Raw genomic sequence first — 21,490 nt, forward strand, 5'->3', positions numbered from 1 at the left:
TTTGGTTGTCCAGCGCCCTATTCGTCATTCCTGTAGATGTTCTCCAAGGAGGGATTTTCATCCTCGTCCTCGGTCGCGGGGACAACGTAGCGACCCGACAGCCATCGCTGCAGGTCCACGTCCGAGCAGCGCTTGGAACAGAACGGACGGAAGGCCGGATCGACCGGCTTGCCGCAGATGGGGCAGCCACTGCTCATGTTGCGGACACCTCTATGCGATCAACCGACCAACCGGCGACGCTCTCGACCGCGAATCTGCGGCCCAGACGGTCGGCCAAGCCTGCGTCCAGGGCGCCGAAAGCCTCGGCCACGGATGGCGCGCAACGGGCCAGGAGACGGCCGCCGGGGTCGGCGCGCCCTTCCCGCTCCAGCGCTCGCGCCAGACGACGGGCGACCGCCGGGGGATTCGGCTCGCCCCGCGCATCCAGCAGCCGGTCCAGAATCGATCGGCCCCGCCGGGGAATCGTCATCTCGAGCGTACCGAAGCGGCTGATCGCGCCGATGGCGACGCCGGGATTGTCGACCGAGAAGGCGTTACGAGCGGCCGTCGACAGGGCCTGTCCATCATGCCCGCGCCCGACCAGGTCAAAGACGACGATGCCGCCCAACCCCTTCAGACGCAGAATCCGGGCGGCGACACCCAGGGCGGCCATATTGGCCTGGCGCGCGGCGCGTTTGGCGTCGAGACCCTCACGGGCGCCCAGATCCACGTCGATGGCCACCAGGGCGCGCGTCGGCTCGATACTGATGTCGCCGCCGCCCGGCAGGGCGAAGATGGTTTCCAGCGCCTCGGCCTCGGCGGCCTCGACAGCTTGCAAGGCCGCCTCGCCGCCGGTCGGGGATCCCGACTTCACCAGCAGCCTGAGTTGCTGCTCGACGGTAAAGGCGGGTTCCAGCACGCGCGGTTCGCCCTCCCCTTCTCCGATGAAGCGGGCCACGGCCGCCTTGTCGCGGCGGGAGGGGGTGCGGATCTCGATCTCGACCAGCCCGCCCTCGACCAGCTTGGGCATGTCGGGGCGCAGCGGCAGCAGCACGTCCTGGCCGCCCGGCAACTGAACGAAGGCCGAAGCGAAGGCCTTTTCGATCTTGCGGATGCGGGCCACGCCGCGAACGCCTTCGACGTCGAGCGGATCATCGCCGTCCCAGGTGGCGATCAGCCGCTCGGGGCGGCCATCCAGAGTGACGACGCCGACGGTCTCGCCGACGCCTTTATAGAGATAGGCGCGCCTCTCGCTCATCGGGCGCTCCAGCCCAGGCCGCGCAGCAGGTTCAGGGTCTCGTACAGCGGCAGGCCGACCACGCCGGTATAGGAGCCATGCAGGTCGATGATGAATCCACCCGCCACGCCCTGCACGGCATAGCCGCCCGCCTTGCCGCGCCATTCGCCGCCGGCCAGGTAGTCGGCCTTCTCGAGGTCGGACAACGTCTTCACTTGAACTCTGGTCTCGACCAGCCGCGAGGCCTCGCGCCCATCGGGGGCGACGACGGCGACGGCGGTCAGCACCTTGTGATTGCGGCCCGACAGCAGGGCCAGGCACTTGATTGCCTGATCCTCGGTCTCGGCCTTGGGAAGGATGCGACGTCCGACGGCGACGACGGTGTCGGCCGCCAGGACGAAATCGCCCGGAGCCCGATCCGCCACCGCCCGCGCCTTGGACCGCGCCAGCCGCAGGGCGTGGAGACGCGGGGTCTCGTCGCGCAGCGGCGTCTCATCGATGTCGGCGGGATCGACCCGGTCGGGCGTGACGCCGACCTGCGCCAGCAGGTCGAGGCGCCGGGGACTCGCGCTGGCCAGAACCAGCGCCGGCTGGACGGCCGTAGCGGAAGCCATCAGCCCTACTTGAAGCGGTAGGTGATACGGCCCTTGGTCAGGTCGTAGGGGGTCATTTCGACCAGCACCTTGTCGCCGGCCAGCACGCGGATGCGGTTCTTGCGCATCTTGCCGGCGGTATGGGCGATGATCTCGTGAGCGTTTTCCAGCGTCACGCGAAAGGTCGCGTTGGGCAGCAGTTCGCTGACCGTACCGGGAAACTCGAGAAGTTCTTCCTTAGCCATCAGGCCTCTCAATTGGAGCAAACAGATAGCCGCGAGGACGCCCCGACCGGGTGGTCGAGACGTGAGCCTTCGCGGCGAGGCGCCTCTATAGCGCATTCACCCCCCAAACGTCGATGGCGCGCCGAAACGTCTCTTGATGGCGTCCGCCAGACCGTCACGCACCTCGCGATAGGCCTCCAGCCGGGCCTCGCGCGAGCCGTTGACCAGGGTGGGGTCGTGGGTCGGCCAGTATTCGATTTCGACCGCGCGGCCCCGCGCCAGCTCGACGGCGCGGTGCTGGGCCTCCGGCGTCAGCGACACGACGACGTCGAAGCTGTCGTCCTCGAGCTCGCCAAAGGTCTTGGGTTTGTGGTCGGAGACGTCGAGCCCCAGCTCGTCCATCACGGCGATCACGAAGGGATCGACGCCCTCCCCGGTCGGGTCGCCGCGCAGTCCGCACGAATCAACGAAGGCCCGGGTGCCGTAGAATCGCCGGAACAGCCCTTCGGCCATTGGCGATCGCACGCGGTTGAAGTTGCAGGTGAAGAGTACGGCGTCCGGCAGATCAGGCACGCCTAACCCCGCCAGTGCAGCGCGCAGATCAGGGTGAAGAGGCGACGGGCGGTGTCGAGGTCGGTCTTGACCTTGCCCTCGAGCCGCTCGCGCAGCAGCGAGGAGCCGTCATTGTGCAGACCGCGCCGGCCCATATCCAGGGCCTCGATCTGCTGCGGGGTCGAGTTGCGGATCGCCGAGTAGTAGCTGTCGCAGATCATGAAGTAGTCCTTGATCACCCCCCGGAAGGGCGACAGGGACAAAAGGTGGCGGCGCTCATAGCCCGGCCCCGAGATGTCGAACGCCAGGCGATTCTCGATCAGCGACAGCTTCAGGTCATAGGGGCCCTCGCCGCCCTCCGCCGGTTCGAAATAGTTCGAATCCAGCAGGTCGAAGATGGCGACCTGCCGCTCCTGCTCCTGGTCGCGCGAGGCGGCCGCGAGGCTGTCGTCGTCGATGACGATCGACTTCAGGTGCTGGTTGGTTTGGGCGTCGGTCATGAGTCGCCGCAGATTTGCGCGTCAGCCTTCGGAAGGCAACCGAATGGATGCGGAAAGGGCATGGGCGGGCAGGCCCTCGGCCGTCGCCAGGGCCACGGTGTGCGGTCCAAGGATGCCGAACGACGCCGCGTTGCACTTGGCGATCGAGGTGCGCTTGAGGAAGTCGTAGATCGACAGCCCCGACTGGAAGCGCGCCGCGCGGCTGGTGGGCAGCACGTGGTTGGAGCCGGCCACATAGTCACCGATCGCCTCCGGGGTCAGGCGGCCGAGGAAGATCGCGCCGGCGTGGCGAACGCGGTCCGACAGGCGCTCGGGCTCGTCCACGGCGAACTCGACGTGTTCGGGCGCGATGGCGTCGACCAGGGCCGGGCTCTGGTCCAGCGGGGCGATGATCACCGCGCCGTGGTCGCGCCAGGAGGCGGCGGCGTCCTGGCCGGTGGCCAGGGTCTTCAGGCGCTCGAGGATCGCGGCCTGGACCGCGTCGGCGAAGGCTGCGTCGTCGGTGATCAGGATCGACTGGGCGGCCGGGTCATGCTCGGCCTGGCTCAGCAGGTCGGCGGCGATCCAGTCGGGATTGTTCTTGTTGTCGGCGACCACGACGATCTCGGAGGGGCCCGCCAGGGCGTCGATGCCGACCACGCCGTACAGGCGGCGCTTGGCGGCGGTGACATAGGCGTTGCCCGGGCCGACGATCTTGTCGACAGATTGGATCGGCCCCGCGCCATAGGCCAGGGCGGCGACGGCCTGGGCCCCGCCGATGCGCCAGATCTCGGTGACGCCGGCCTCCTTGGCGGCGGCCAGCACGGCCGGTTGCAGCTTGCCGGGCGGGGTGACCATGGCGATGCGGTCGACGCCGGCCACCTGGGCGGGCACGGCGTTCATCAGCACGGTCGAGGGATAGGCCGCGCGGCCGCCGGGCACATAGACGCCCACCGCCTCGATCGGCGTCCAGCGCCAGCCCAGCTCGACGCCGGCCTCGTCGGTCCAGGCCTGGTCGGCCGGACGCTGGCGGGCGTGATAGGCGCGGATGCGGGCGGCGGCGAAGGCGATGGCGGCGCGGACGTCAGCCGGAGTGTCGGCGGCGCCGGCCTCGATTTCCTCGGCGGTGACGCGGACGGTCTGCTCGGTCAGGTCGACGCGGTCGAACTTGCGGGTCAGGTCCAGCACCGCCTGGATGCCGCCGGTGCGCACGGCGTCCAGCACCTGGACGACCGAGGCGTCGACATCAGCGGGCGATCCCCGATCTTCGGCGAGGAAGGCCTTGAAGGCGGCGGCGAAATCAGGGGCGGAAAAGTCGAAGCGGCGCATGGGGTGTAGATGCGGGTTTTTGCGTGGGAGACAAGGGGTGTTGGCGCACTTGCCCCTACGGACCGCTTCGCGTTCATCTTCCCCCTACGGGGGAGGACGACCTGCGCAGCAGGTCAGGAGGGGGCCAGTCTGGCGGACACGGGCTCTCAGCCTCACGCGAGATCACTCGCTGAGTTAGTCGGGGAGGCGCGAAGCGGCCGGGACGAACCCGGATGACCGTGATGTGTTTTGTGCGTTTCGGCTCGACCAGTCCGCTTCGCCAAGCTGTTCTTGACCGTGAGGATTGGGGCACACGAGCGTCGGTTTCAGCTCTGATTCCCAACTAGCCCCCGGACGGGCGCGCATCTTGTCGATCGGCTAATCCGTCTCGACGCCGACGATGTGCGATAGGCGGACTCTGATCCCCGCCCTGTGATCCACGCCGTTCCGCGCCCAGGCTTCCGGTGGTCCCGGATCAATCCAACGAACAGACCACCATCGTCCTCGACGCAGGGCGTCGCGGCCCCGCTCAGCTTCATCACCCGTCGCCGCTTTGGGCCGGTACCAGGCGCCCTCCCCCTGCGACGGGGACAAGGAGAAGTATCAACCCGTTTTTGGAGCGGGGGATACGCAAGGGCGAGAAAGTTGGAAGCGATTGATTTTGCTGCGTTCGATTCGCTGAACGCAGAGGATGGAGCGCGATAGATCCCCCCCCTGAAGGGGGAGGCGGCCGGAGGCCGGCGGGGGAAGACCGCAATGATTCAGCTGTCACTTCCCCCTCCGTCGGCTTCGCCGACACCTCCCCCGCTAGGGGGAGGATCTGGGCGGCGCCGCCACCTTCCCCCGCATCATCACCCCGTAAACCGCCCCCGCCAGCGCCAGACCGACGAACCACGCATAGGTGTAGAGCCCCGTCCAGAACGCCCCTACCCCGCCGAACAGGTGCGGCGCCGCCGAGGCCAGGAAGCCCGGCAGGTTCGGCGCCACGCCGACGATCAGGGCCACGATCGCCGCCGGGTTCCAGCCGCCGCGATAGGCGTAGGCGCCGCCCTTCTCGTACAGCGCCTCCACCGCCAGCACGGTCCTGCGCAGCAGCCAGTAGTCGACGATCAGGATCCCCGCGATGGGTCCCAGCAGCGCGCTGTAGCCGACTAGCCAGGTGAAGATGTAGCCCTGGGTCGTCTCCAAAAGCTTCCACGGCATGATCAGCACGCCGATGCCGGCCGTGATCCAGCCCCCCGTGCGGTACGAGATCGCCTTGGGCCACAGGGCCGAGAAATCATAGGCCGGCCCCACCAGATTGGCGGCGATATTGCAGGAGACAGTGTCGAGGCTGATGATCAGCAGGCCAATCACCACCGCGATCCCGCCGATGTCGCCCGCGAGCTGAACCGGGTCCCACACGGCCTTGCCGAAGATGATCACCGTCGCCGACGTGGTCACCACACTGACCATGGCCAGCAGGCCCATCGGCAGCGGCAGACCCAGGGCCTGCCCCAGGATCTGGTCGGTCTGCGTCTTCGCGAACCGCGTGAAGTCTGGAATGTTGAGCGCCAGGGTCGCCCAAAAGCCGACCATGGCCGTCAGGGCCGGAACGAAGACGCTCCAGAACTGCCCGGCCTTGGGACCGCCGTCGACGAAGGCCGAGGGCTGGTGGAAGATCGGTCCCAGGCCACCGGCCTTGTCCATGGCCCACCACACCATCAGGCCGCAGATCACGACCTTGATCGGCGCGGTCCAGGTCTCCAGCCGGCGCACGGCGGTCAGGCCCTTGGTGACGAACAAGAGCTGGAGGCCCCAGAACGCCAGGAACGAGAGAAGCTGGCCGACGCCGATCCCCAGCAGCGGAAGGGGCGCGCCCTCCAACTTTTCACCCAGGACCACCCCCAGCAGCGTGAGCAGCGCCCCGCCGCCGATCCAGGTCTGGATGCCGTACCAGCCGCAGGCGACCACCGCCCGCGCCACGGCGGGGACCCGCGCGCCGACGATTCCGAACGAGGCCCGCGCCAGCACCGCGTAGGGCACGCCGTGCTTGGCGCCCGCGTGGCCGATCAGCAGCATGGGCGCGAGCACGATCAGGTTGCCCAGCAACACGGCGCTGACCGCCTGCGCCGCCGACATACCCTGCTCGATCAGGCCCGAGGCCAGCATGTAGGCCGGCACGCAGATCACCATGCCAAGCCACAGGGCCGCGAAATGCCACCAGCGCCAGGTGCGTTGCGCCTGGCCGGTCGGGGCCAGGTCTTCGTTCCAGAGATCGCGGTCGGGGGCGCTCATGCGTCGGCTTCCCGCGGGCGCGTGAGGTCGGCTCGCGCCGGCCCCCGCCTCGGACGCGAGGGACGAGCTTAGGGGTGGTTTGACGGGACTGGCAATCGACGGAACGGGGTTCGGTCTGGCTCAACAACCCCGTCATCCCCCGACGTGTTCGGGGGACCCAAGCCGCCATGGCGGGTTAGCTCTGGAACCAGCTTGGGTCGCCCGGACAAACCGGGCGATGACGGATCATGAAAGTCGGGAACTACGCCAGGCCGGCATAGGCCAGGGTGGCCATGCCCGCGCCCAGCACGACGAGCAAGGTCACGAGGGTCAGCCGCCCCCAGTCCATACAAGGCCCACCATGCCGCAGCACCGGCGGCTCCGGCTTGGTGATGTCGCACGCACGGAAAAACACTGACTGGGCTTCCCCGGTCGCATAGGACTTCCTGGCCATGACGGCCTCCCTAACGATGCTCGCGCCTCTGACGGGCGCGTGGCGTTAACCTAACACCGTTCCCGCCTCAGGTGAGTTCGCCCGCGATCACTAGCGCGTGGGACGAATCCTCGGCGCCGTCGCTGCCTGTTTGGAAGTCAGATTCAAGGCGTGCCCGCAAATCGAGCAGCGGGCCTAAACCGCGTGCCCCGGCCGACGTGGCGTGGCCCAGGGCTCGGAAACGTCGGCCAGCACCACGTCGAGGCAATCAACGCCGACCCGCAGGTCGCCGCCGCCGGCGAAGGTCAGCATCACCGTGCCGCCGGGCGCCTCGCCGGGCTCGAAGGCGATCGCGAGCAGCTCCACGACGGCGCCCTTGGCGTCGCGCTTGAGGTTGCGGGCCTGGACGCCGGTGACGTCACCCAGTTGCAGGGCCGAGCGCACGCGCTCGCCCGCCCCCTTCTTGCCGCCGGCCTCCCAGCGGAAGCGATTGCAGGCGATCGTCAGGGTCCGGCCGTGCGCGTCCCAGCGGATGTCGCCGATCTTGGCGATGGCGTCCTGCAGGGCGGCGGAGATCACCGCCAGGTCTTCGGCGTCCTGGGCCAGCAGTCGCAGGGCGGGGGCGGTCTTTGCCATTTAGTGTTCGGCCTCTCCGTCGTCCTTGATGCGGCGCACCTGCGCCCCACAGGCCGTGAGCTTCTCTTCCAAACGCTCGAAGCCGCGATCCAGGTGGTAGATGCGCGACACGACCGTCTCGCCGCGCGCCGCCAGGCCGGCGATCACCAGGCTGACCGAAGCCCGCAGGTCGGTGGCCATCACTTCGGCGCCTTCCAACTGGGCGACGCCGCGCACGCGGGCCTCGCCGCCCGACACCGAGATGTCGGCGCCCAGGCGCATCAGCTCCGGGGCGTGCATGAAGCGGTTCTCGAAGATGGTCTCGCGGATGTGGCTCTCGCCGTCGGCCAGGGTCATCAGGGCCATGAACTGGGCCTGCAGGTCGGTGGCGAAGCCCGGATAGGGCGCGGTCTCGATGTCGACGGCCTTCAGGCGCTCGCCGTTGCGACGGATGATGACGCCGTCGGCGGTGCGTTCAACGCCGCAACCGGCCTCTTCCAGCTTGTCCAGCAGGCTGTCGATCAGGTGCGGACGGGCGTTGGTCAGCCGCACCTCGCCGCCGGCCATGGCGGCGGCGACGGCATAGGTGCCCATCTCGATCCGGTCGGGGATCACCGAATGGGTCGCGCCGTGCAGGCGGGCGACGCCGGTGATGGTGACGGTCGGCGTGCCCGCGCCCTCGACCTTGGCGCCCATGGCGTTGAGGCATTCCTGCAGGTCCAGTAGTTCGGGCTCGCAGGCGGCGTTGTGCAGCACCGTCGTTCCCTCGGCCAGGACCGAGGCCAGCATGGCGTGCTCGGTGGCGCCCACCGACACGAACGGGAAGGTGATCTCGGCGCCCTTCAGGCCGCGCGGGGCCTGGGCGTAGACATAGCCCTCGTGCAGGTCGATCTTGGCGCCCAGGGCTTCCAGGGCCTGCAGGTGCAGGTCCACCGGCCGCGCGCCGATGGTGCAGCCGCCGGGCAGCGAGACCTTGGCCTGGCCGGTGCGGGCGATCAGCGGGCCCAGCACGTTGAACGAGGCGCGCATCTGGCGAACCAGATCATAGGGCGCGAAACCGCTGGTGATCTCGGGCGCGTGCAGGATCGTCTGCTGGCCGTCGGGGCCGTCGCTTTCGGTGACGCTGACGCCCAGCCGCGACAGCAGCTTGCCCAGGAACCGGGTGTCGGCCAGGCGCGGCATGTTGGTCAGGCGCAGCGGCTCATCCGTGAGCAGGCTGGCGGCCATCAGCTTGATGGCCGAGTTCTTGGCGCCGCTGACCGGGATGATCCCGTTCAGCCGCGCGCCGCCGATGATGGCGATGCGATCCAAATGACGTCCCTCGAGCGCGCGACGGAGAGGGTTCGCCGCGCGGGTCACATGTGAGGGGCGGGTTCTATCCGTTGCAAGAGGGCTTGCAAGGGGCGCGGCTCAAATGGGCGCGGAAAGGTCGTAGGACCGACCATCTGGCCACCGCAGATCATGGGTCGTGCTGGCCAGGTCCAGGGCCACCTGGGCCAGGTCGAGCGCGCGCCGCACCGCCTGCAGCCCGTCGAGACCGAACGCTGCCCGGCCGTGGGCCGTGTCGAACTGGCCGCCGTCGCCGGTCAGCCGCACGGCGCAGGCCGCCCCCTCCTCCGAATCCGGATCGGCATAGGGCGCCGAGATTTCCAGGATCAGGTCGACTCGCGTCCCGTCGCGATGATTCACCCCTTCCAGGCGCCGAACGACGAAATAGGGCGGCGGCGCCGCCTCGGCGGCCGCGACCGCGCGCTCGACGCCTTCAGAGGGGCCTCTGGAGGCGGCTTTTCGCTTGCGCAGGTTGGTTCTGAGGGCTTCGGCGAGCCTGGCTTCGCGGACAGATTTTTCGTCGCTGATGGGCATCAGCGAGGGGTGCGGCGACGAAGTCTGTGGGTCAAGTCGCATTTAGGCTTTGCATTCGCGATTTGGCTCGCTATACGCCCCTCCTCTTCGCCGCGGTAGCTCAGTGGTAGAGCGCATCCTTGGTAAGGCTGAGGTCCAGGGTTCGAGTCCCTGTCGTGGCACCATCGGTCCCAAACCCTCACGGGTTTGGGACCGACCATTCCCCACAAAGCGAAGAGACACACCCCGAACGATCGGGCGCGCGAGCGCGCGCGCGGGGCCACGCCGAAGGCGCGACAGGATCTCGCCCCGGCGAATTTCAGGATCGGTGATGATCGGAAGCTGGCCTGGACCGCGAGCCTTGCCGGCGATCGCCAGAGGCAGGCCCAAACAATAAGCCCCGCTGGCGACAACGTCACCAACGGGGCTAATGGGATGTCTTCTGGGTAGACGCACTCTTCATACCTCAAACCACCTCTCACCGCAACATCGAAGCGCGAAGATTCGTTGCGGTACGCACTAATTCTCGAGCACAACTTCCGATACTTTCCGGATGTCGCTGAGGTTCCAAAACCACAGTTCGCCGTCGCTTTAGAAGAGCATCTAAATCAGCCAGCGCCATCACAATGTATAAGGGCATGTGGAAATTCGTATAGATTTTGCTCCATCTAAATATTTGCCTCAATGACTGCAAATTTAACTCAAATATCCACGCTGATTTACGAAATAATTCCGACAAGATAGTCCGCGCCCGAGAGGGTGATCGGGCGACTGATCGCTGAAAATCTCCAGTCAGGCGAGTGGATGTCGAGAAACCGACACTTTGTCGGAAGTGAATCGTGACAGTCGCTTGCTCGCGTGAAGGGCGAGTCTGACCTGGCCGCCAACGAACACGAGCCGATTCCAGGGGGAACCGGCTCGCGCGGGGATCGAAAAAAGAAGCGGACGACTAGACGCCCAGGGCTGTCCACAGCGGCAAGACCTGCTCATTCCAGAGCTGGGCCTGAGCGACCAGCTCGGTCAGGTTCTCATCGCCCTGAAGGGTGACCCCGTCCCTGATGATGGCCTCGTTCTGGGACTGCAGGATCGACCAGGCGAAGGCGGCCCAATCGGCGGGCGTCTTGCCGCCGGACTGCTTGCTCAGCCAGAACAGCTGCTGGAACCGCGACGCGCTCGTGGCCCCGCCCGTAACGGGCGACGCGAAATAGCCGATGTCGCCGGTCGAAAGCGCCCGCTGGGCGATCTGTCGGTTCAAGGCCAGCGTCCGGGGCTTGGCCTTGTTGGCGTCCTGGGGATCGACGGCCGACTGGATCGTTCCCAACCCGAAGAGGATGGAGATCGCCGAGTTCAGCTGGGCGATGCCGACGCCCTTGGGCGCCAGATGGGCCTCCAGTTCCTGGATCGTCCGCGACTTGTAGTCGCCGAGGAACTCGAAGATCGGCTGATAGATGGCCGGCATCAGCTCGGCCTCGCCCAGCACGCCGCGCACCTTTTCAGGCAGGGAGCCCTTCAGGGTGGTCAGGATGATGCGCTCAGCGCGCAGGGCCGCGATCTGCTCGTGTCCCGCCAGGGCCCGCGCGCCGCGCACCCAGTAGTCGCGCCGGAACTGCTGGTTGATGCAGTAGTCCCGAACCGTCTCGCGCAGGGAGACATCCGGAATGGCCCGCATGAAGTCCATCTGTTCCTGCGTCAGGTTCAGATTGTGCGCGTGGTCGATGGTGTAGGCCGAGCACGTGAACGTCACCTTGGCGTCGCCCAGCCACCGCTCCATGTCCGCGAAATGCATCGGGGTCCAGTCGCGGTTCATGTATTCGTGGGCGAGGTACTTGCGATCCTGCTTCTGGATCGTCTTCAGGCGCTCCACCGCGGCGGGGTTCGCCACGGCGAAGGCGGGATTGAGGGCGAACAGCTTGTCGATGAAATCGAGCGATTGCTCGGTCTGGGTGATGATCCCCTGCCCCGGCGCGCCCATCACGTCGGCATGGCGCTTCATCAGGTGGCGCAGAGGCTCGGAAGACGACCAGCCGGGATTGGTGTTGTAGCTGATGTAGAGCACCCCGCCCGGACGCAGCTTGCGGCGGATGAAGTCGACCAGGATCACGCGGTTCTCGTCGGAGATCCAGGTCCAGATGCCATGCAGGCCGATGAAGTCGAAGTCGGGCAGATCGGTGCGGCCGCAGAACTCGGCGAACGCCTGGTCGTACAGGCGGGCGTCGGAGCCCGACAGGCGCGCCATCTCGGCGGCGAAGGCGGCCTGGGAGGGATTGAAGTCGGTGCCCCACCACTTGATTCCCGCCTGGGCCGCAGCGTGGATCGAGACCGACAGGCCCTGGCCGAAACCCAGCTCGCAGGCGTTCTCGATCCTGGGCGCATGGCGTCCGACCGTCAGCAGCGGCAGCCGGCAGCGCAGGGGGTTGAGTTCCGCATAATAGCCGAATGTGTAGTTTACGTCGGTTACGTAGCCTGCATTCCAGTCGCTCGACACGGGACCCCCTGACAGGTGAATTTTACATATTGCTGCACGGTAATATTTGGCGTGGCAAGGACCGCGGACCAATACCGAACCTCATCTCGCTGCGAGCAGTCAGGCGCGAGTGGGCGGGTCACGCTGGTGGCCCGCGGCTATTGGCATGGGTTGAGCCCGCGAATTGATATACAGCCTGAGCGATTGTCGCGATCGACGGCGCCACCGCGTATGCTTGTCTCATGAGAACCCGCCTACCAGCGCTCTGGCGCGGCCTGCCAGCCCCCATCCGGCGCGCGGCGCACCAGGGCCTGTCAAGCCTCCGGAACGGGGCCAACAGGACCGTCCAGGCAATCCGTGACGGTCGCCGCGCCGCCGCCGAACAGGCCGCCCGGGCGCGGACCGCCTGGCGCGCTCATCGGTGGCCCGGCGCGTCGCCCTCAGGCCCGGTGACGGTGGTTGGCTTCCTGGGGGCCGTGCATGGGCTGGGCGAAGGCGGCCGCATGCTGGTTCGGGGCTTCCAGGACGGCGGTCAGGATGTTCGCGCGCTGGACCTGTCCCGCGACGTGGGCTTCACCGTCGACATCCCCTGCGAATCCCCCGCGCCCCGGCCTTGGGAACGCGGCGTGGTCATCTCGCACATCAACCCTCCGGAACTGCTTTACTGGATCGGGCTGACCGAAGGCCGCGAAATCTATCGCCGGCGACATATCGGCTACTGGGCCTGGGAGCTTGAAGAGATCCCCGAAGACTGGCTGCCGGCCTTCGACCTTGTCGACGAGGTCTGGGCCCCGTCCGAGTTCGCCGCGCGGGCGATACGGGCCGCGGCGCCCAGGCGGGTGAAGGTCACCGCCGCGCCCTACCCCGTCTATCTCAATCCCCGCCCCGCCGCGGATCGCGCGCGGTTCGACTTGCCGGCCGGGGCCGTCGTGGTGCTGATGGCCTTCGATCTGCGGTCGACCGCCCAGCGCAAGAACCCCTACGCCGCCCTGCGCACCTTCCACCAGGCTGTGTCCATGACCCCGCGCGAGGCGATCCTGGTCTGCAAGGTGATGGGCGTCGAGCATGCGCCCCAGACCTTCCAGGATCTCCAGGCCCTGACGGCGGACATGCCGGCGGTGCGTCTGATGACCCAGTCCCTGTCGGCCCAGGACATGGCCGTCCTGACCGCCAGTTGCGACATCGTGCTCTCGCTGCACCGCTCCGAGGGCTATGGCCTGTTGCTGGCGGAGGCGATCTGGAACGGCAAGGCGGCCATCGCCACGGGCTGGTCGGCCAATGCCGAGTTCATGGACCCGGCGTCCAGCGTGCTGGTCGACTATCAGCTGACATCGGTGCGGGGCGACGGGGCGATCTACACCCAGGGCCAGTGGGCCGAGGCCGACGAGATGGACGCGGCGGCGAAGCTGGCCCGACTGATCGACAATGACGCCTGGCGGCAGGCCCTATCGAAGGCGACGGCGGAGAACCGTCATGCCTCGTTCCAGCCCAGAGCCTGGACCGCCCTCATGAAGACGCTGCTGCCCGGCCTGAACTGGCCGGCTTGAGGCGCCCCGGCCTCACTCCTTGGGCGCGGTCTTCACCGGGGCGTCCTTGAGGTCCGCGTCGCTCAGAGCCGGCATCTGGTTGATCGAGGCCGGCGGCTGAACCTTGGCGGCTTCGATCGGCGCGGCCGGCATTTCGGTCGAGGCCGGCCGGATCGGCGTGGTGTCACCAGCCTTGGCCTTGGGCGACATCGGCAGCGCAATCTTGTCGAACACGTGGGTCAGGGCCTCGGTCGGCAACGCGCCCTTGAAGCGGACCTTCTTGAAGTTCTTCTCGGGATTGTAGGTCTTCACACCCGGCGCGATATCACCGACCTCGAGCGTGCCGATCTGGGCCAGCAATTGCAGCCGGCTGACATACTCGTTGTAGCGCCCGCGAATGAAGTTAACCTGGGCGGCCTGAAGCTCGGCCTGGGCGTTCAGCACCTCGATCGTGCTGCGCAGCGCGAAGCGCTCTTCTTCCCGCACGCCATAGAAGGCGATGGTGTCGGCCTTCATCTCGTCTTCCAGCGACGTCAGCGAACGGCGCGCGACGCTGAGTTGATCCCAGGCCTGCGAGACGTTCAGCACCATGCTGCGACGGGCGTCGTCGAGCAGATGCTGGTCACGGTTGTTCTCTTCGAGCGCCTGGCGCACCTGAGAATTGAGCTGGCCGCTGCTGAACAGCGGCTGCGACAAGACGATCGAGGTATCTGTGGTGCTTTGGCGCCCCTTTGCGCTGTAGGCCACTTCAGGACCGTTCCGATAGTCTACGCGGGCGGTGACCGAGAACAGGCGTTGAGCGCGCGCCTCGGCGACCTGCAGGCGCGAAGCCTTTTCGGTGTACATGGCCGAGTGGAGGCTTGGATTGAAGTCCTCGGCCACATCGAAGGCCTCATCCAGCCCCGTGGGCAGGCCCTCGATGTCGGGCTCGGGCTCGAGGTTCTCAGGCATCCGGCCGATGATCGACGCATACTGGGCGCGGCTCAGCGAAAGCTGGGCCTCGGCGTTGGCGACTTGGGTGCGGGCCGAGGCCAGGCGGGCTCGAGCCTGCTGCACATCCGTCAGGGTGACCTGCCGGACGCTGTACTTGTCCTCGGTGTCCTTCAGCTGTTTTTCCAGCCAGGTGGCCCCGCCCTGGCTGATGCGCAGGATTTCCTGGTCGCGCCGCACCAGCACATAGACATTCGTGGCGCGGACCAGCAGGTCCATCTCGATCCGCCGCAGGTTCTCGCGCGCGCCCCGGATCTGCGCCTCGATCCCGCCCAGGCGGGCGGTGTAGCGACCGCTGGTGTAGAGAGGCTGGCTGACGCTCAGCTGGGTGCTCTGGGTCGTGGCCCCCGCCCCAGCGGTGGTCGACCGCCGGCGCTGTTCCACTTCGTAGTCATTCTCCGAAAGGCTGACGCTGGCCGACAGGCCAAAGGCGGCCCGGGCCTGGACATAGTTTTCGTCCAGGGCGCGCATCGCGGCGCGCTGGGCCTGGATGTTGGGATTGGTTTCGTAGGCCGTGGTCACAGCATCGGCCAGGGTCTCGGCGCGCGCTGTCGCCGCGCAGCCCATCGCGGCCAAGGCGGCCGCCAAGGCGATCACGGAAGTCCGAGCGGATAGGGCTTTTGAAAACACGCGCATTCCTTGTTTAGGCGCCACGCCCGCGTGGCTTCAACCCAATATTTGTGGCTTAATCAAGAAGGCGGCGAACGGTCTCGCCCCATGTGACGTTTTTGCGTGTCCAGAGATCTCGCGCCGCGCCGCCCTTGGCCGCCGCGCGTTTCGGATCGCACGTCAGCTGATCCAGCGCTTCTGCCAAGGCTTCGGGCGTGGGTTCCGACAGGGCCCCGGTGTCGGCGTTGACGATCTCGAGCAATCCGCCGGAGTCGGTGGTGGTCAGCACGGCCTTGCCGGCGGCGAAGGCCTCCATGGTCACATAGCCGACGCTGTCCTCGTCGAAGGGCAGATAGGCGCAGGCCAGGGCGCCATTGGCCCAGCGGGCGATATCCTGGCGCGGGTGGAAGCCAAAACGCAGCTCCACGCGATCTTCCAGGCCATGCTCGGCGACCAGCGAGCGCAGGCGCTGCGCATAGGCCTCGTTCTCGGGTGGGCCGGCGATGAGCAGGCGCGGCCCCTTGCCCAGCTTGGCCAGAGCCTCGATCAGCAGGTGCTGCCGCTTGCCCGCCCCTACCCGACCGCCGGCGAAGACGTAGTCGCCATAGTCGCCGCCCGTGAACAACTCGGCGTCGTTCAGCGGCGGATACAGGACCTCGCTGGAGACGCCGTTGAAGCGGCGCAGGCGGTCCTGGGTGACCGGCGAATTGCAGTAGATCTTCCGGCACTCCGCGAAACAGGCGTTGTCGGCCGCGCGGATCGCCCTGTTCACCGACCGGCCGGTATCGTCGTCGCCCAGGTGGCTCTGGCCCGCCTCGGCCAGGTCATAGGCCTGACGGAACTGATGCAGCAGCCACAGCACCTTGTTCTCGTGCGGGATCAGATAGGCCGGGAACTTCAGGCCGATGACGCGGTCGACATTGTAGAGCCGCAGGCCGCGCGAGATCAGGATCTCCTCGATCAGGCGCTCGGCCGGCTCCCAGGCGAACGGCACGCGCACCAGTTCGGACTCGACACCCGGCGTGGCGTTCAGCTTGGCGACCAGATGGTCGGCAAGCTCCTCGGCGCCGCCCCGCTGGAACGGCGCGGCGTTGTTGACGACCAGAACCTTCACGACGTCAGCCTTTCGACCACGGTGGACCAGTCGATCTTCATGTCCGAAAGCCTGTCCAGCGACGCCTTGCCCATCTTCTCGGTCGCCTTGCGGTCGGCGTGCAGCCGGTCCATCGCCTGGGCCAGCGCCTTGGGGTCAGGCTCGGTGATCAGGCCGTTGCGGCCGTGCTCGACCAGCTCCAGCACACCGCCGGAATCGGTGGTGGTCAGGATCGGCTTGCGGGCATGCGCACCCTCCAGCGAGGGATAGCCGTAGGAATCCTCGTCCTTGGGCAGATAGGCCACCGCCAGGGCGCCCGACAGGATCTGGGCCTTCTCGTCCTCGCTGATCCAGCGGTCCTCGATCAGCACCTTGTCGGCGACGCCCAGCTCCCGGGCCCGCGTCGCCAGCGAGCGGCCGTGCTCGGGATTGGACGCCGTGCCGCACAGTCGCAGCTTCACGCCCGACCGCGTGTGCTGCATCGCCTCGATCATCAGCATCTGGCGCTTGTGCGGCTCCAGGCGCGACACCGCGACGATCTCGTCGCCATAGCCGGTGTGGGTGAAGCGTTCGGGCTTGTAGATCGGCGGATACAGCGGCGTGGCGTCCAGGCCGTTGAAGCGCTTGAGCCGGTCGGCGACGACCTGCGAATTGGTGAACACCGCCCGCGACTCGGCGATCGCCCGGGTATCCAGCGCCCGCAGATTGTCGCGGATCGCCCGCGTGCCGGCGTCGTCGGGCATGCCGCGATAGGGCGTGTCCCACAGATCGTAGAAGGTGCGAATGTGGTGGATGAACCACAGCACCTTGTTGGGATGGTCGACCACATAGGCGGGCGGCCGGAAGGCGATGACCCGGTCGCACGACTGGGTCAGGTCCAGCAGACGCCAGGCGGCGATCTGGTCCAGCACCTGCCGCGGGTCATCGACGAACGGCAGATAGAAGCGTTCGACCTCGTGGCCGGCCTCCAGCAGCTTTTCTTCGAGCCACTCGACGATGAACCGGGCCCCGCCATTGATGAAGGGCACGATCGAGGACAGGAGGACGATGCGCATGGCCTAGACCAGAACCTGGTCCAGGGCGTCGACGATCCGGTCGATATCGGCCTCGGTCAGGTCGCCATGGGTGGGCAGGTTCATGCCGTCTGCGGAACACGCGTCGGCCATCGGCAGGGGTCCGCTGTCCAGGCCTTCATAGGGCGGCATGATGTGCATGGGATAGAAGACCGGCCGCGTCTCGATGCCCAGGGCGTCGAGGTCCAGCATCACCTGGTCGCGCGACTTGGCCAGCCTGTCGCTGAGCCGCACGGTGTACATCCAGAACACATGCTCGGCGAACGGCTCGACGTAAGGCAGGGTCAGGCGATTGCCCAGGCGAGCCAGCTTGGCGTTGTAGAGATCGGCCACGCGACGCCGCGCCGCCAGATGGTGCTCGATCCGCTCCAGCTGGGCCAGGCCGATCGCGGCCTGGATGTTGGTCATGCGATAGTTGAAGCCGACGACCGGGAACCAGTAGCGGCGCTTGGGGTCCATGCCCTGGCTGCGATACAGGCGCATGCGCTCGGCCATGGCGTCGTCATTGGTAGTGACCATCCCCCCCTCGCCGGTGGTGATGATCTTGTTGCCGAAGAAGCTGAAGGTCGCGCAGTCGCCCAGCCCGCCGGTCATCCGGCCCTTGTACTTGGCGCCCACGGCCTCGGCGGCGTCCTCGATCACCTGCAGGCCGTGGCGGCGGGCGATCTCCATGATCGGGTCCATGTCGGCCGACTGGCCATAGACGTGGACCGGCATGATCGCCTTGGTGCGCGGCGTGATCTTGGCCTCCAGCAGGGCCGGATCCATGTTGAAGGTCCGCGGATCATTGTCGACCAGCACCGGCGTCGCGCCGCAGTAGGTCACCGCATTGGCCGACGCGATATAGGTCAGGCTGGGGACGATCACCTCGTCGCCCGGTCCGATCCCCATCGCCACCAGCGCCAGGTGCAGGGCCGTGGTGCCGTTGTTGACGGCGATCGCGTGCTTGACGCCGCAATAGGTCGCGAACGCGGCCTCGAACTCGCCGATGAAGCGGCCCAGCGATGAGATCCACGTCGTGTCGATGCACTCGAGCACATATTTGCGCTCATTGCCGTCCAGGCGCGGCACGGCGACGGAGATGCGGGGCAGAGGGGTGTCCGCGGGTTGGGTCATTGCCGATTTCCTTGGATCCTGGCCGGGACGCCGAACGCCACGACACCGTCGGCCAGATCGCGCAGCACGACGGCGCCGGCGCCGACGATCGCGTCCGAGCCGATCGTAACATTGGGGATCACCCGGGCGCCGACGCCCAGAAAGGTGCGCTTGCCGAGGCTGACGCCGCCCGCCAGGGCCGAGGCCGGGCCCAGGTGGCAAGCCGCGCCCAGGCGGCAGTCATGGTCCACGACAGCGCCGGTGTTGATGATCGCCAGGTCGCCGATCTGGCTCTCGGCGTTGATCACCGCGCCCGCCATCACGGCGACGCCCACGCCCAGCCGGGCCGAGGGCGAGATGACGGCCGACGGGTGGATGGCGTTGACCAGCTCGAAGCCCTGGTCGCGCAGGCCCTGGGCCAGCCTGACGCGCAGGCGGTTGTCGCCGATCGCCACGAAGGCCTTCCTCAGCCCCTGTCCTCTCAGGCCCGGAAGGGCGGAATCGTCGCCCACGACCGGCGCGCCCGCCACCTGACGCGGGGTCGGATCGGCGTCGATCACCGCCGCGATCGTCTGGCCCGCGGCCCGCAGGTTTTCGATGACCACCTTGGCGTGGCCCCCGCCGCCAACAATGACGACGCCGGCGGTCATTTCGCCTGACGACGCCGCACGATATCGGCCTCGACCATCTCGCTGATCAGGCTTTCGAGCGTGGTGGTCGCGCTCCAGCCCAGCGTGGCGCCGGCCTTGGCCGGATCGCCCAGCAGCAGGTCCACTTCGGCCGGACGGATGAACTTCGGGTTGATCGTGACGTGGTCCTGATAGTTCAGGCCGGCCGCCGCGAAGGCGATCTCGCACATCTGGCGCACGGTGGCCGTGCGGCCGGTGGCGACCACATAGTCGTCGGGCTGCTCCTGCTGGAGCATCAGCCACATCGCCTCGACATAGTCGCGGGCGTGGCCCCAGTCGCGCTTGGCGTCCAGGTTGCCCAGCTCGACCTTGTCGGTCAGACCCAGCTTGATGGCGGCGACGGCGTCGGTGACCTTGCGGGTCACGAACTCGATGCCCCGCAGCGGGCTCTCGTGATTGAACAGGATGCCGCACGAGGCGTGCATGCCGTAGCTTTCGCGGTAGTTCACCGTCATCCAGTGGGCGTACATCTTGGCCACGGCGTAGGGCGAGCGCGGATAGAAGGGCGTGGTCTCCGACTGGATCGGCTCCTGCACCAGGCCGTACATCTCCGACGAGGAGGCCTGATAGAACCGCGCGGTCGGGCATTCCAGACGCACCGCCTCGAGCATGTTGGTCGCGCCCAGGCCGGTCACGGCCCCGGTCAGGTGAGGCTGGTCCCAGGAGGCGCCCACGAAGCTCTGGGCGGCCAGGTTATAGACCTCGTCCGGCTGCAGGCGGCGCATCAGCCGCGCCAGGCCGCCGGTGTCGAGCAGGTCGCCCAGTTCGAGCTGAACGTCGTCATAGACGCCGATCCAGCGCAGGCGGTCGCCGATCACGTCGGCCGAGGCCGAGCGACGCAGCATGCCGTGGACCGTGTAGCCCTTCTCGAGCAGCAGCTTGGCCAGATAGGCGCCGTCCTGGCCCGTCACGCCGGTGATCAATGCGGTCTTAGCCATGCGCCTAGTTCAATTCCTGAATATGAGAAGGGCCTGACTACACTATTGGGTCGGTTTGGAAAGCAGCGCGCCGGCAATTAATCCGCTTGCCGCCTTCCACCGAAAACCCAGTCGAATCAGAGCGTTGAAAACGCTTCCCCTACTCCTCCCGCATCGTGGTGCGCAGCGTGGCGCCCAGGGGCTGGAAGAGATACTGCAGCATGGTGCGCTCGCCGGTCGGGACGATCACCTCGGCCGGCATGCCGGCGGAGAGCTTGCTGCGCACCTCCTTGGGCAGCTGGCGCGTATCCACCGTCACGATGCCCAGGAAGTACGAGGTCTTGGCCGCCTCGTCGACGAGGCGGTCGTTCGAGATCGAGATCAGCTTGCCGCTGAGCACAGGGATCTTGCGCGAGTGGAAGGCCGGCAGCCGCACCTCGGTGGTCATGCCGATATGGATGTTGTCGACATCGGTCGGGGCGAAGTGCGCCTGGATCACCAGGGCCTCGTCATTGGGGGCGATATCGACCAGGGGTTCGCCGGCGCGCACGACGGCGCCCTCGGTGAAGAAGCGCAGGTTCTGCGCCACACCATTGACCGGCGAGACGATCCTGACGCGCTTCTGGGCGTCGGAGGCCACGATCTCGCGCTCGGTCACTTCCGAGAGCTTGACCCGCACCTCGGTGATGTTCTGGCTGACTTCCTCGAAGAACTGCTGGCGGATCTGGCGGATCTTCAGCTGGGTCTCGCTCATGCCCTGGACGGCCTTGGAGCGGTCGGCGATCAGGCGGCCGATCGAACCCGACAGCGAGGCCTGCTCGCGTTCCAGCGCCAGCAGGCGCGGCCGCGGCACCAGGCCCTTGTCATAGATGGTCTGCAGGTCCTTCAGCTCGTCCTGGATGAAGCCCAGCTGTTGCTTCAGGCCCTCGGACTGGCGCTCGATGCCGTCGATCTCGCTCTGGTACTGGCTCTTCTGGGCGTTCATCAGGTCGGTCTGACCCTGCAGGGTCTGACGACGCTCGTTGAACTGGGCGCGCTCGTCGGCGATGGCGCTGGCGACCAGCGGGTCGCTCTGCTGGCTCAGCAGTTCGGCGGGAAAGGCGATGGTCGAGCGCTGGTCGCGTTCGGCCAGCAGGCGGGCTTCCTGGGCCTTGAGCGAGACATACTGGCTGCGGGTGATGCCCAGGGCGGCGTTGGCCTGGGTGGGGTCCAGTTCGAACAGCAGCTGCCCGGCCCGCACATGTTCGCCCTCATGCACCAGGATCTTGCGCAGCATGCCGCCTTCCAGGTGCTGGATGGTCTTGCGATTGCCCTCGCTGGACACCACGCCGTGCGCGATCACGGCGCTGTCGAGCGGCGCCAGCGCGGCCCAGCCCAGCAGCCCCACGAACGTCACGATGATGATGCCGTAGCCAATCTTGGCCACGTCCTTGAAGTTGTCCGTGGGACGGGAAATCGTGGGAAGCTTCATTTTGCTTTCGGCCTAGACGGCGCGCCGCTGGGGGCGGCGGAAGAG

The 21,490-nt window shown here is 67.3% G+C and carries 21 protein-coding genes and 1 tRNA gene; 2 read left to right on the forward strand and 20 right to left on the reverse strand.

Features of this window, described 5'->3' with window-relative positions:
* Positions 1–17: 17 nt before the first annotated feature.
* The 12 genes from ACQY9P_RS00440 to ACQY9P_RS00495 form a co-directional block, all read right to left on the reverse strand.
* A complete protein-coding gene (locus tag ACQY9P_RS00440; protein WP_421737217.1) occupies positions 18–197 on the reverse strand; it encodes a DNA gyrase inhibitor YacG in 180 nt (59 codons plus the stop codon).
* Complete coding sequence (locus tag ACQY9P_RS00445) at positions 194–1,237, reverse strand: ribonuclease E/G (RefSeq protein WP_421737216.1); 1,044 nt, start codon at positions 1,235–1,237, stop codon at positions 194–196. Before ACQY9P_RS00445 ends, ACQY9P_RS00440 begins: the two co-directional genes overlap by 4 nt.
* The gene (locus tag ACQY9P_RS00450; protein ID WP_421737215.1) at positions 1,234–1,830 is read right to left on the reverse strand and encodes a Maf family nucleotide pyrophosphatase; all 597 of its coding nucleotides are present in this window, start codon (positions 1,828–1,830) and stop codon (positions 1,234–1,236) included. Before ACQY9P_RS00450 ends, ACQY9P_RS00445 begins: the two co-directional genes overlap by 4 nt.
* 5 nt (positions 1,831–1,835) lie before the next feature.
* On the reverse strand, positions 1,836–2,054 hold the full coding sequence (gene infA / locus ACQY9P_RS00455) for a translation initiation factor IF-1 (protein WP_035044427.1): 219 nt from the start codon (positions 2,052–2,054) through the stop codon (positions 1,836–1,838).
* Between the two features lie 96 nt (positions 2,055–2,150).
* Positions 2,151–2,606 (reverse strand): low molecular weight phosphatase family protein, encoded by a 456-nt coding sequence (locus ACQY9P_RS00460; RefSeq protein WP_421737214.1) that lies wholly within the window; start codon positions 2,604–2,606, stop codon positions 2,151–2,153.
* Positions 2,607–2,608: 2 nt separating this feature from the next.
* On the reverse strand, positions 2,609–3,085 hold the full coding sequence (locus ACQY9P_RS00465) for a UPF0262 family protein (RefSeq protein ID WP_421737213.1): 477 nt from the start codon (positions 3,083–3,085) through the stop codon (positions 2,609–2,611).
* 21 nt (positions 3,086–3,106) lie between these two features.
* Positions 3,107–4,393 (reverse strand): histidinol dehydrogenase, encoded by a 1,287-nt coding sequence (hisD, locus tag ACQY9P_RS00470; protein WP_421737212.1) that lies wholly within the window; start codon positions 4,391–4,393, stop codon positions 3,107–3,109.
* A 786-nt stretch (positions 4,394–5,179) separates the two neighbouring features.
* A complete protein-coding gene (locus ACQY9P_RS00475) occupies positions 5,180–6,649 on the reverse strand; it encodes an NCS1 family nucleobase:cation symporter-1 (protein WP_421737211.1) in 1,470 nt (489 codons plus the stop codon).
* A gap of 241 nt (positions 6,650–6,890) precedes the next feature.
* Positions 6,891–7,082 carry a hypothetical protein gene (locus tag ACQY9P_RS00480; protein WP_421737210.1) on the reverse strand — a complete coding sequence of 64 codons (192 nt, stop codon included), beginning with the start codon at positions 7,080–7,082 and terminating at the stop codon, positions 6,891–6,893.
* A 174-nt stretch (positions 7,083–7,256) separates the two neighbouring features.
* Complete coding sequence (locus ACQY9P_RS00485) at positions 7,257–7,697, reverse strand: DUF2948 family protein (protein WP_421737209.1); 441 nt, start codon at positions 7,695–7,697, stop codon at positions 7,257–7,259.
* Positions 7,698–8,987 carry a UDP-N-acetylglucosamine 1-carboxyvinyltransferase gene (gene murA, locus ACQY9P_RS00490; RefSeq protein WP_421737208.1) on the reverse strand — a complete coding sequence of 430 codons (1,290 nt, stop codon included), beginning with the start codon at positions 8,985–8,987 and terminating at the stop codon, positions 7,698–7,700.
* Positions 8,988–9,086: 99 nt separating this feature from the next.
* Complete coding sequence (locus tag ACQY9P_RS00495) at positions 9,087–9,581, reverse strand: hypothetical protein (protein WP_421737207.1); 495 nt, start codon at positions 9,579–9,581, stop codon at positions 9,087–9,089.
* Between the two features lie 47 nt (positions 9,582–9,628).
* On the opposite strand from ACQY9P_RS00495, the gene ACQY9P_RS00500 reads away from it, so the two are divergent.
* A tRNA-Thr gene (locus tag ACQY9P_RS00500) sits at positions 9,629–9,703 on the forward strand.
* Between the two features lie 764 nt (positions 9,704–10,467).
* Here the strand turns inward: ACQY9P_RS00500 and ACQY9P_RS00505 are convergent.
* Positions 10,468–12,003, reverse strand: coding sequence for a class I SAM-dependent methyltransferase (locus ACQY9P_RS00505; protein WP_421737206.1), 1,536 nt, complete (start codon positions 12,001–12,003; stop codon positions 10,468–10,470).
* Positions 12,004–12,437: 434 nt separating this feature from the next.
* On the opposite strand from ACQY9P_RS00505, the gene ACQY9P_RS00510 reads away from it, so the two are divergent.
* Positions 12,438–13,529, forward strand: a complete 1,092-nt coding sequence (locus ACQY9P_RS00510; RefSeq protein ID WP_428150949.1) for a glycosyltransferase — start codon at positions 12,438–12,440, stop codon at positions 13,527–13,529.
* A 12-nt stretch (positions 13,530–13,541) separates the two neighbouring features.
* On the opposite strand, the gene ACQY9P_RS00515 is transcribed toward ACQY9P_RS00510, so the two are convergent.
* From ACQY9P_RS00515 to ACQY9P_RS00545, 7 genes are all read right to left on the reverse strand, one after another.
* The gene (locus ACQY9P_RS00515) at positions 13,542–15,095 is read right to left on the reverse strand and encodes a TolC family outer membrane protein (protein WP_421737203.1); all 1,554 of its coding nucleotides are present in this window, start codon (positions 15,093–15,095) and stop codon (positions 13,542–13,544) included.
* An 88-nt stretch (positions 15,096–15,183) separates the two neighbouring features.
* The gene (locus ACQY9P_RS00520; RefSeq protein WP_421737202.1) at positions 15,184–16,221 is read right to left on the reverse strand and encodes a glycosyltransferase family 4 protein; all 1,038 of its coding nucleotides are present in this window, start codon (positions 16,219–16,221) and stop codon (positions 15,184–15,186) included.
* Complete coding sequence (locus ACQY9P_RS00525; RefSeq protein WP_421737201.1) at positions 16,218–17,255, reverse strand: glycosyltransferase family 4 protein; 1,038 nt, start codon at positions 17,253–17,255, stop codon at positions 16,218–16,220. Before ACQY9P_RS00525 ends, ACQY9P_RS00520 begins: the two co-directional genes overlap by 4 nt.
* Before the next feature lie 3 nt (positions 17,256–17,258).
* Positions 17,259–18,389: a DegT/DnrJ/EryC1/StrS family aminotransferase gene (locus ACQY9P_RS00530; protein ID WP_421737200.1), complete on the reverse strand. Its 1,131-nt coding sequence runs from the start codon at positions 18,387–18,389 to the stop codon at positions 17,259–17,261.
* On the reverse strand, positions 18,386–19,018 hold the full coding sequence (locus ACQY9P_RS00535; protein WP_421737199.1) for an acetyltransferase: 633 nt from the start codon (positions 19,016–19,018) through the stop codon (positions 18,386–18,388). The genes ACQY9P_RS00530 and ACQY9P_RS00535 overlap by 4 nt, the downstream gene beginning before the upstream one ends.
* Complete coding sequence (gene gmd / locus ACQY9P_RS00540) at positions 19,015–19,995, reverse strand: GDP-mannose 4,6-dehydratase (RefSeq protein WP_421737198.1); 981 nt, start codon at positions 19,993–19,995, stop codon at positions 19,015–19,017. The genes ACQY9P_RS00535 and gmd overlap by 4 nt, the downstream gene beginning before the upstream one ends.
* A 139-nt stretch (positions 19,996–20,134) precedes the next feature.
* Positions 20,135–21,445 carry an HlyD family type I secretion periplasmic adaptor subunit gene (locus ACQY9P_RS00545; protein WP_421737197.1) on the reverse strand — a complete coding sequence of 437 codons (1,311 nt, stop codon included), beginning with the start codon at positions 21,443–21,445 and terminating at the stop codon, positions 20,135–20,137.
* Positions 21,446–21,490 lie beyond the last annotated feature (45 nt).

Origin of the sequence: Caulobacter sp. (assembly GCF_965279145.1) — a bacterium.
Taxonomy (GTDB): Bacteria; Pseudomonadota; Alphaproteobacteria; order Caulobacterales; family Caulobacteraceae; genus Caulobacter.

Coding starts and splice junctions, on each gene's coding strand:
- ACQY9P_RS00440 (WP_421737217.1), bottom strand. CDS start 197: ATGAGCAGTGGCTGCCCCATCTGCGGCAAGCCGGTCGATCCGGCCTTC.
- ACQY9P_RS00445 (WP_421737216.1), bottom strand. CDS start 1,237: ATGAGCGAGAGGCGCGCCTATCTCTATAAAGGCGTCGGCGAGACCGTC.
- ACQY9P_RS00450 (WP_421737215.1), bottom strand. CDS start 1,830: ATGGCTTCCGCTACGGCCGTCCAGCCGGCGCTGGTTCTGGCCAGCGCG.
- infA (WP_035044427.1), bottom strand. CDS start 2,054: ATGGCTAAGGAAGAACTTCTCGAGTTTCCCGGTACGGTCAGCGAACTG.
- ACQY9P_RS00465 (WP_421737213.1), bottom strand. CDS start 3,085: ATGACCGACGCCCAAACCAACCAGCACCTGAAGTCGATCGTCATCGAC.
- hisD (WP_421737212.1), bottom strand. CDS start 4,393: ATGCGCCGCTTCGACTTTTCCGCCCCTGATTTCGCCGCCGCCTTCAAG.
- ACQY9P_RS00475 (WP_421737211.1), bottom strand. CDS start 6,649: ATGAGCGCCCCCGACCGCGATCTCTGGAACGAAGACCTGGCCCCGACC.
- ACQY9P_RS00480 (WP_421737210.1), bottom strand. CDS start 7,082: ATGGCCAGGAAGTCCTATGCGACCGGGGAAGCCCAGTCAGTGTTTTTC.
- ACQY9P_RS00485 (WP_421737209.1), bottom strand. CDS start 7,697: ATGGCAAAGACCGCCCCCGCCCTGCGACTGCTGGCCCAGGACGCCGAA.
- ACQY9P_RS00495 (WP_421737207.1), bottom strand. CDS start 9,581: ATGCGACTTGACCCACAGACTTCGTCGCCGCACCCCTCGCTGATGCCC.
- ACQY9P_RS00525 (WP_421737201.1), bottom strand. CDS start 17,255: ATGCGCATCGTCCTCCTGTCCTCGATCGTGCCCTTCATCAATGGCGGG.
- ACQY9P_RS00530 (WP_421737200.1), bottom strand. CDS start 18,389: ATGACCCAACCCGCGGACACCCCTCTGCCCCGCATCTCCGTCGCCGTG.
- ACQY9P_RS00535 (WP_421737199.1), bottom strand. CDS start 19,018: ATGACCGCCGGCGTCGTCATTGTTGGCGGCGGGGGCCACGCCAAGGTG.
- gmd (WP_421737198.1), bottom strand. CDS start 19,995: ATGGCTAAGACCGCATTGATCACCGGCGTGACGGGCCAGGACGGCGCC.
- ACQY9P_RS00545 (WP_421737197.1), bottom strand. CDS start 21,445: ATGAAGCTTCCCACGATTTCCCGTCCCACGGACAACTTCAAGGACGTG.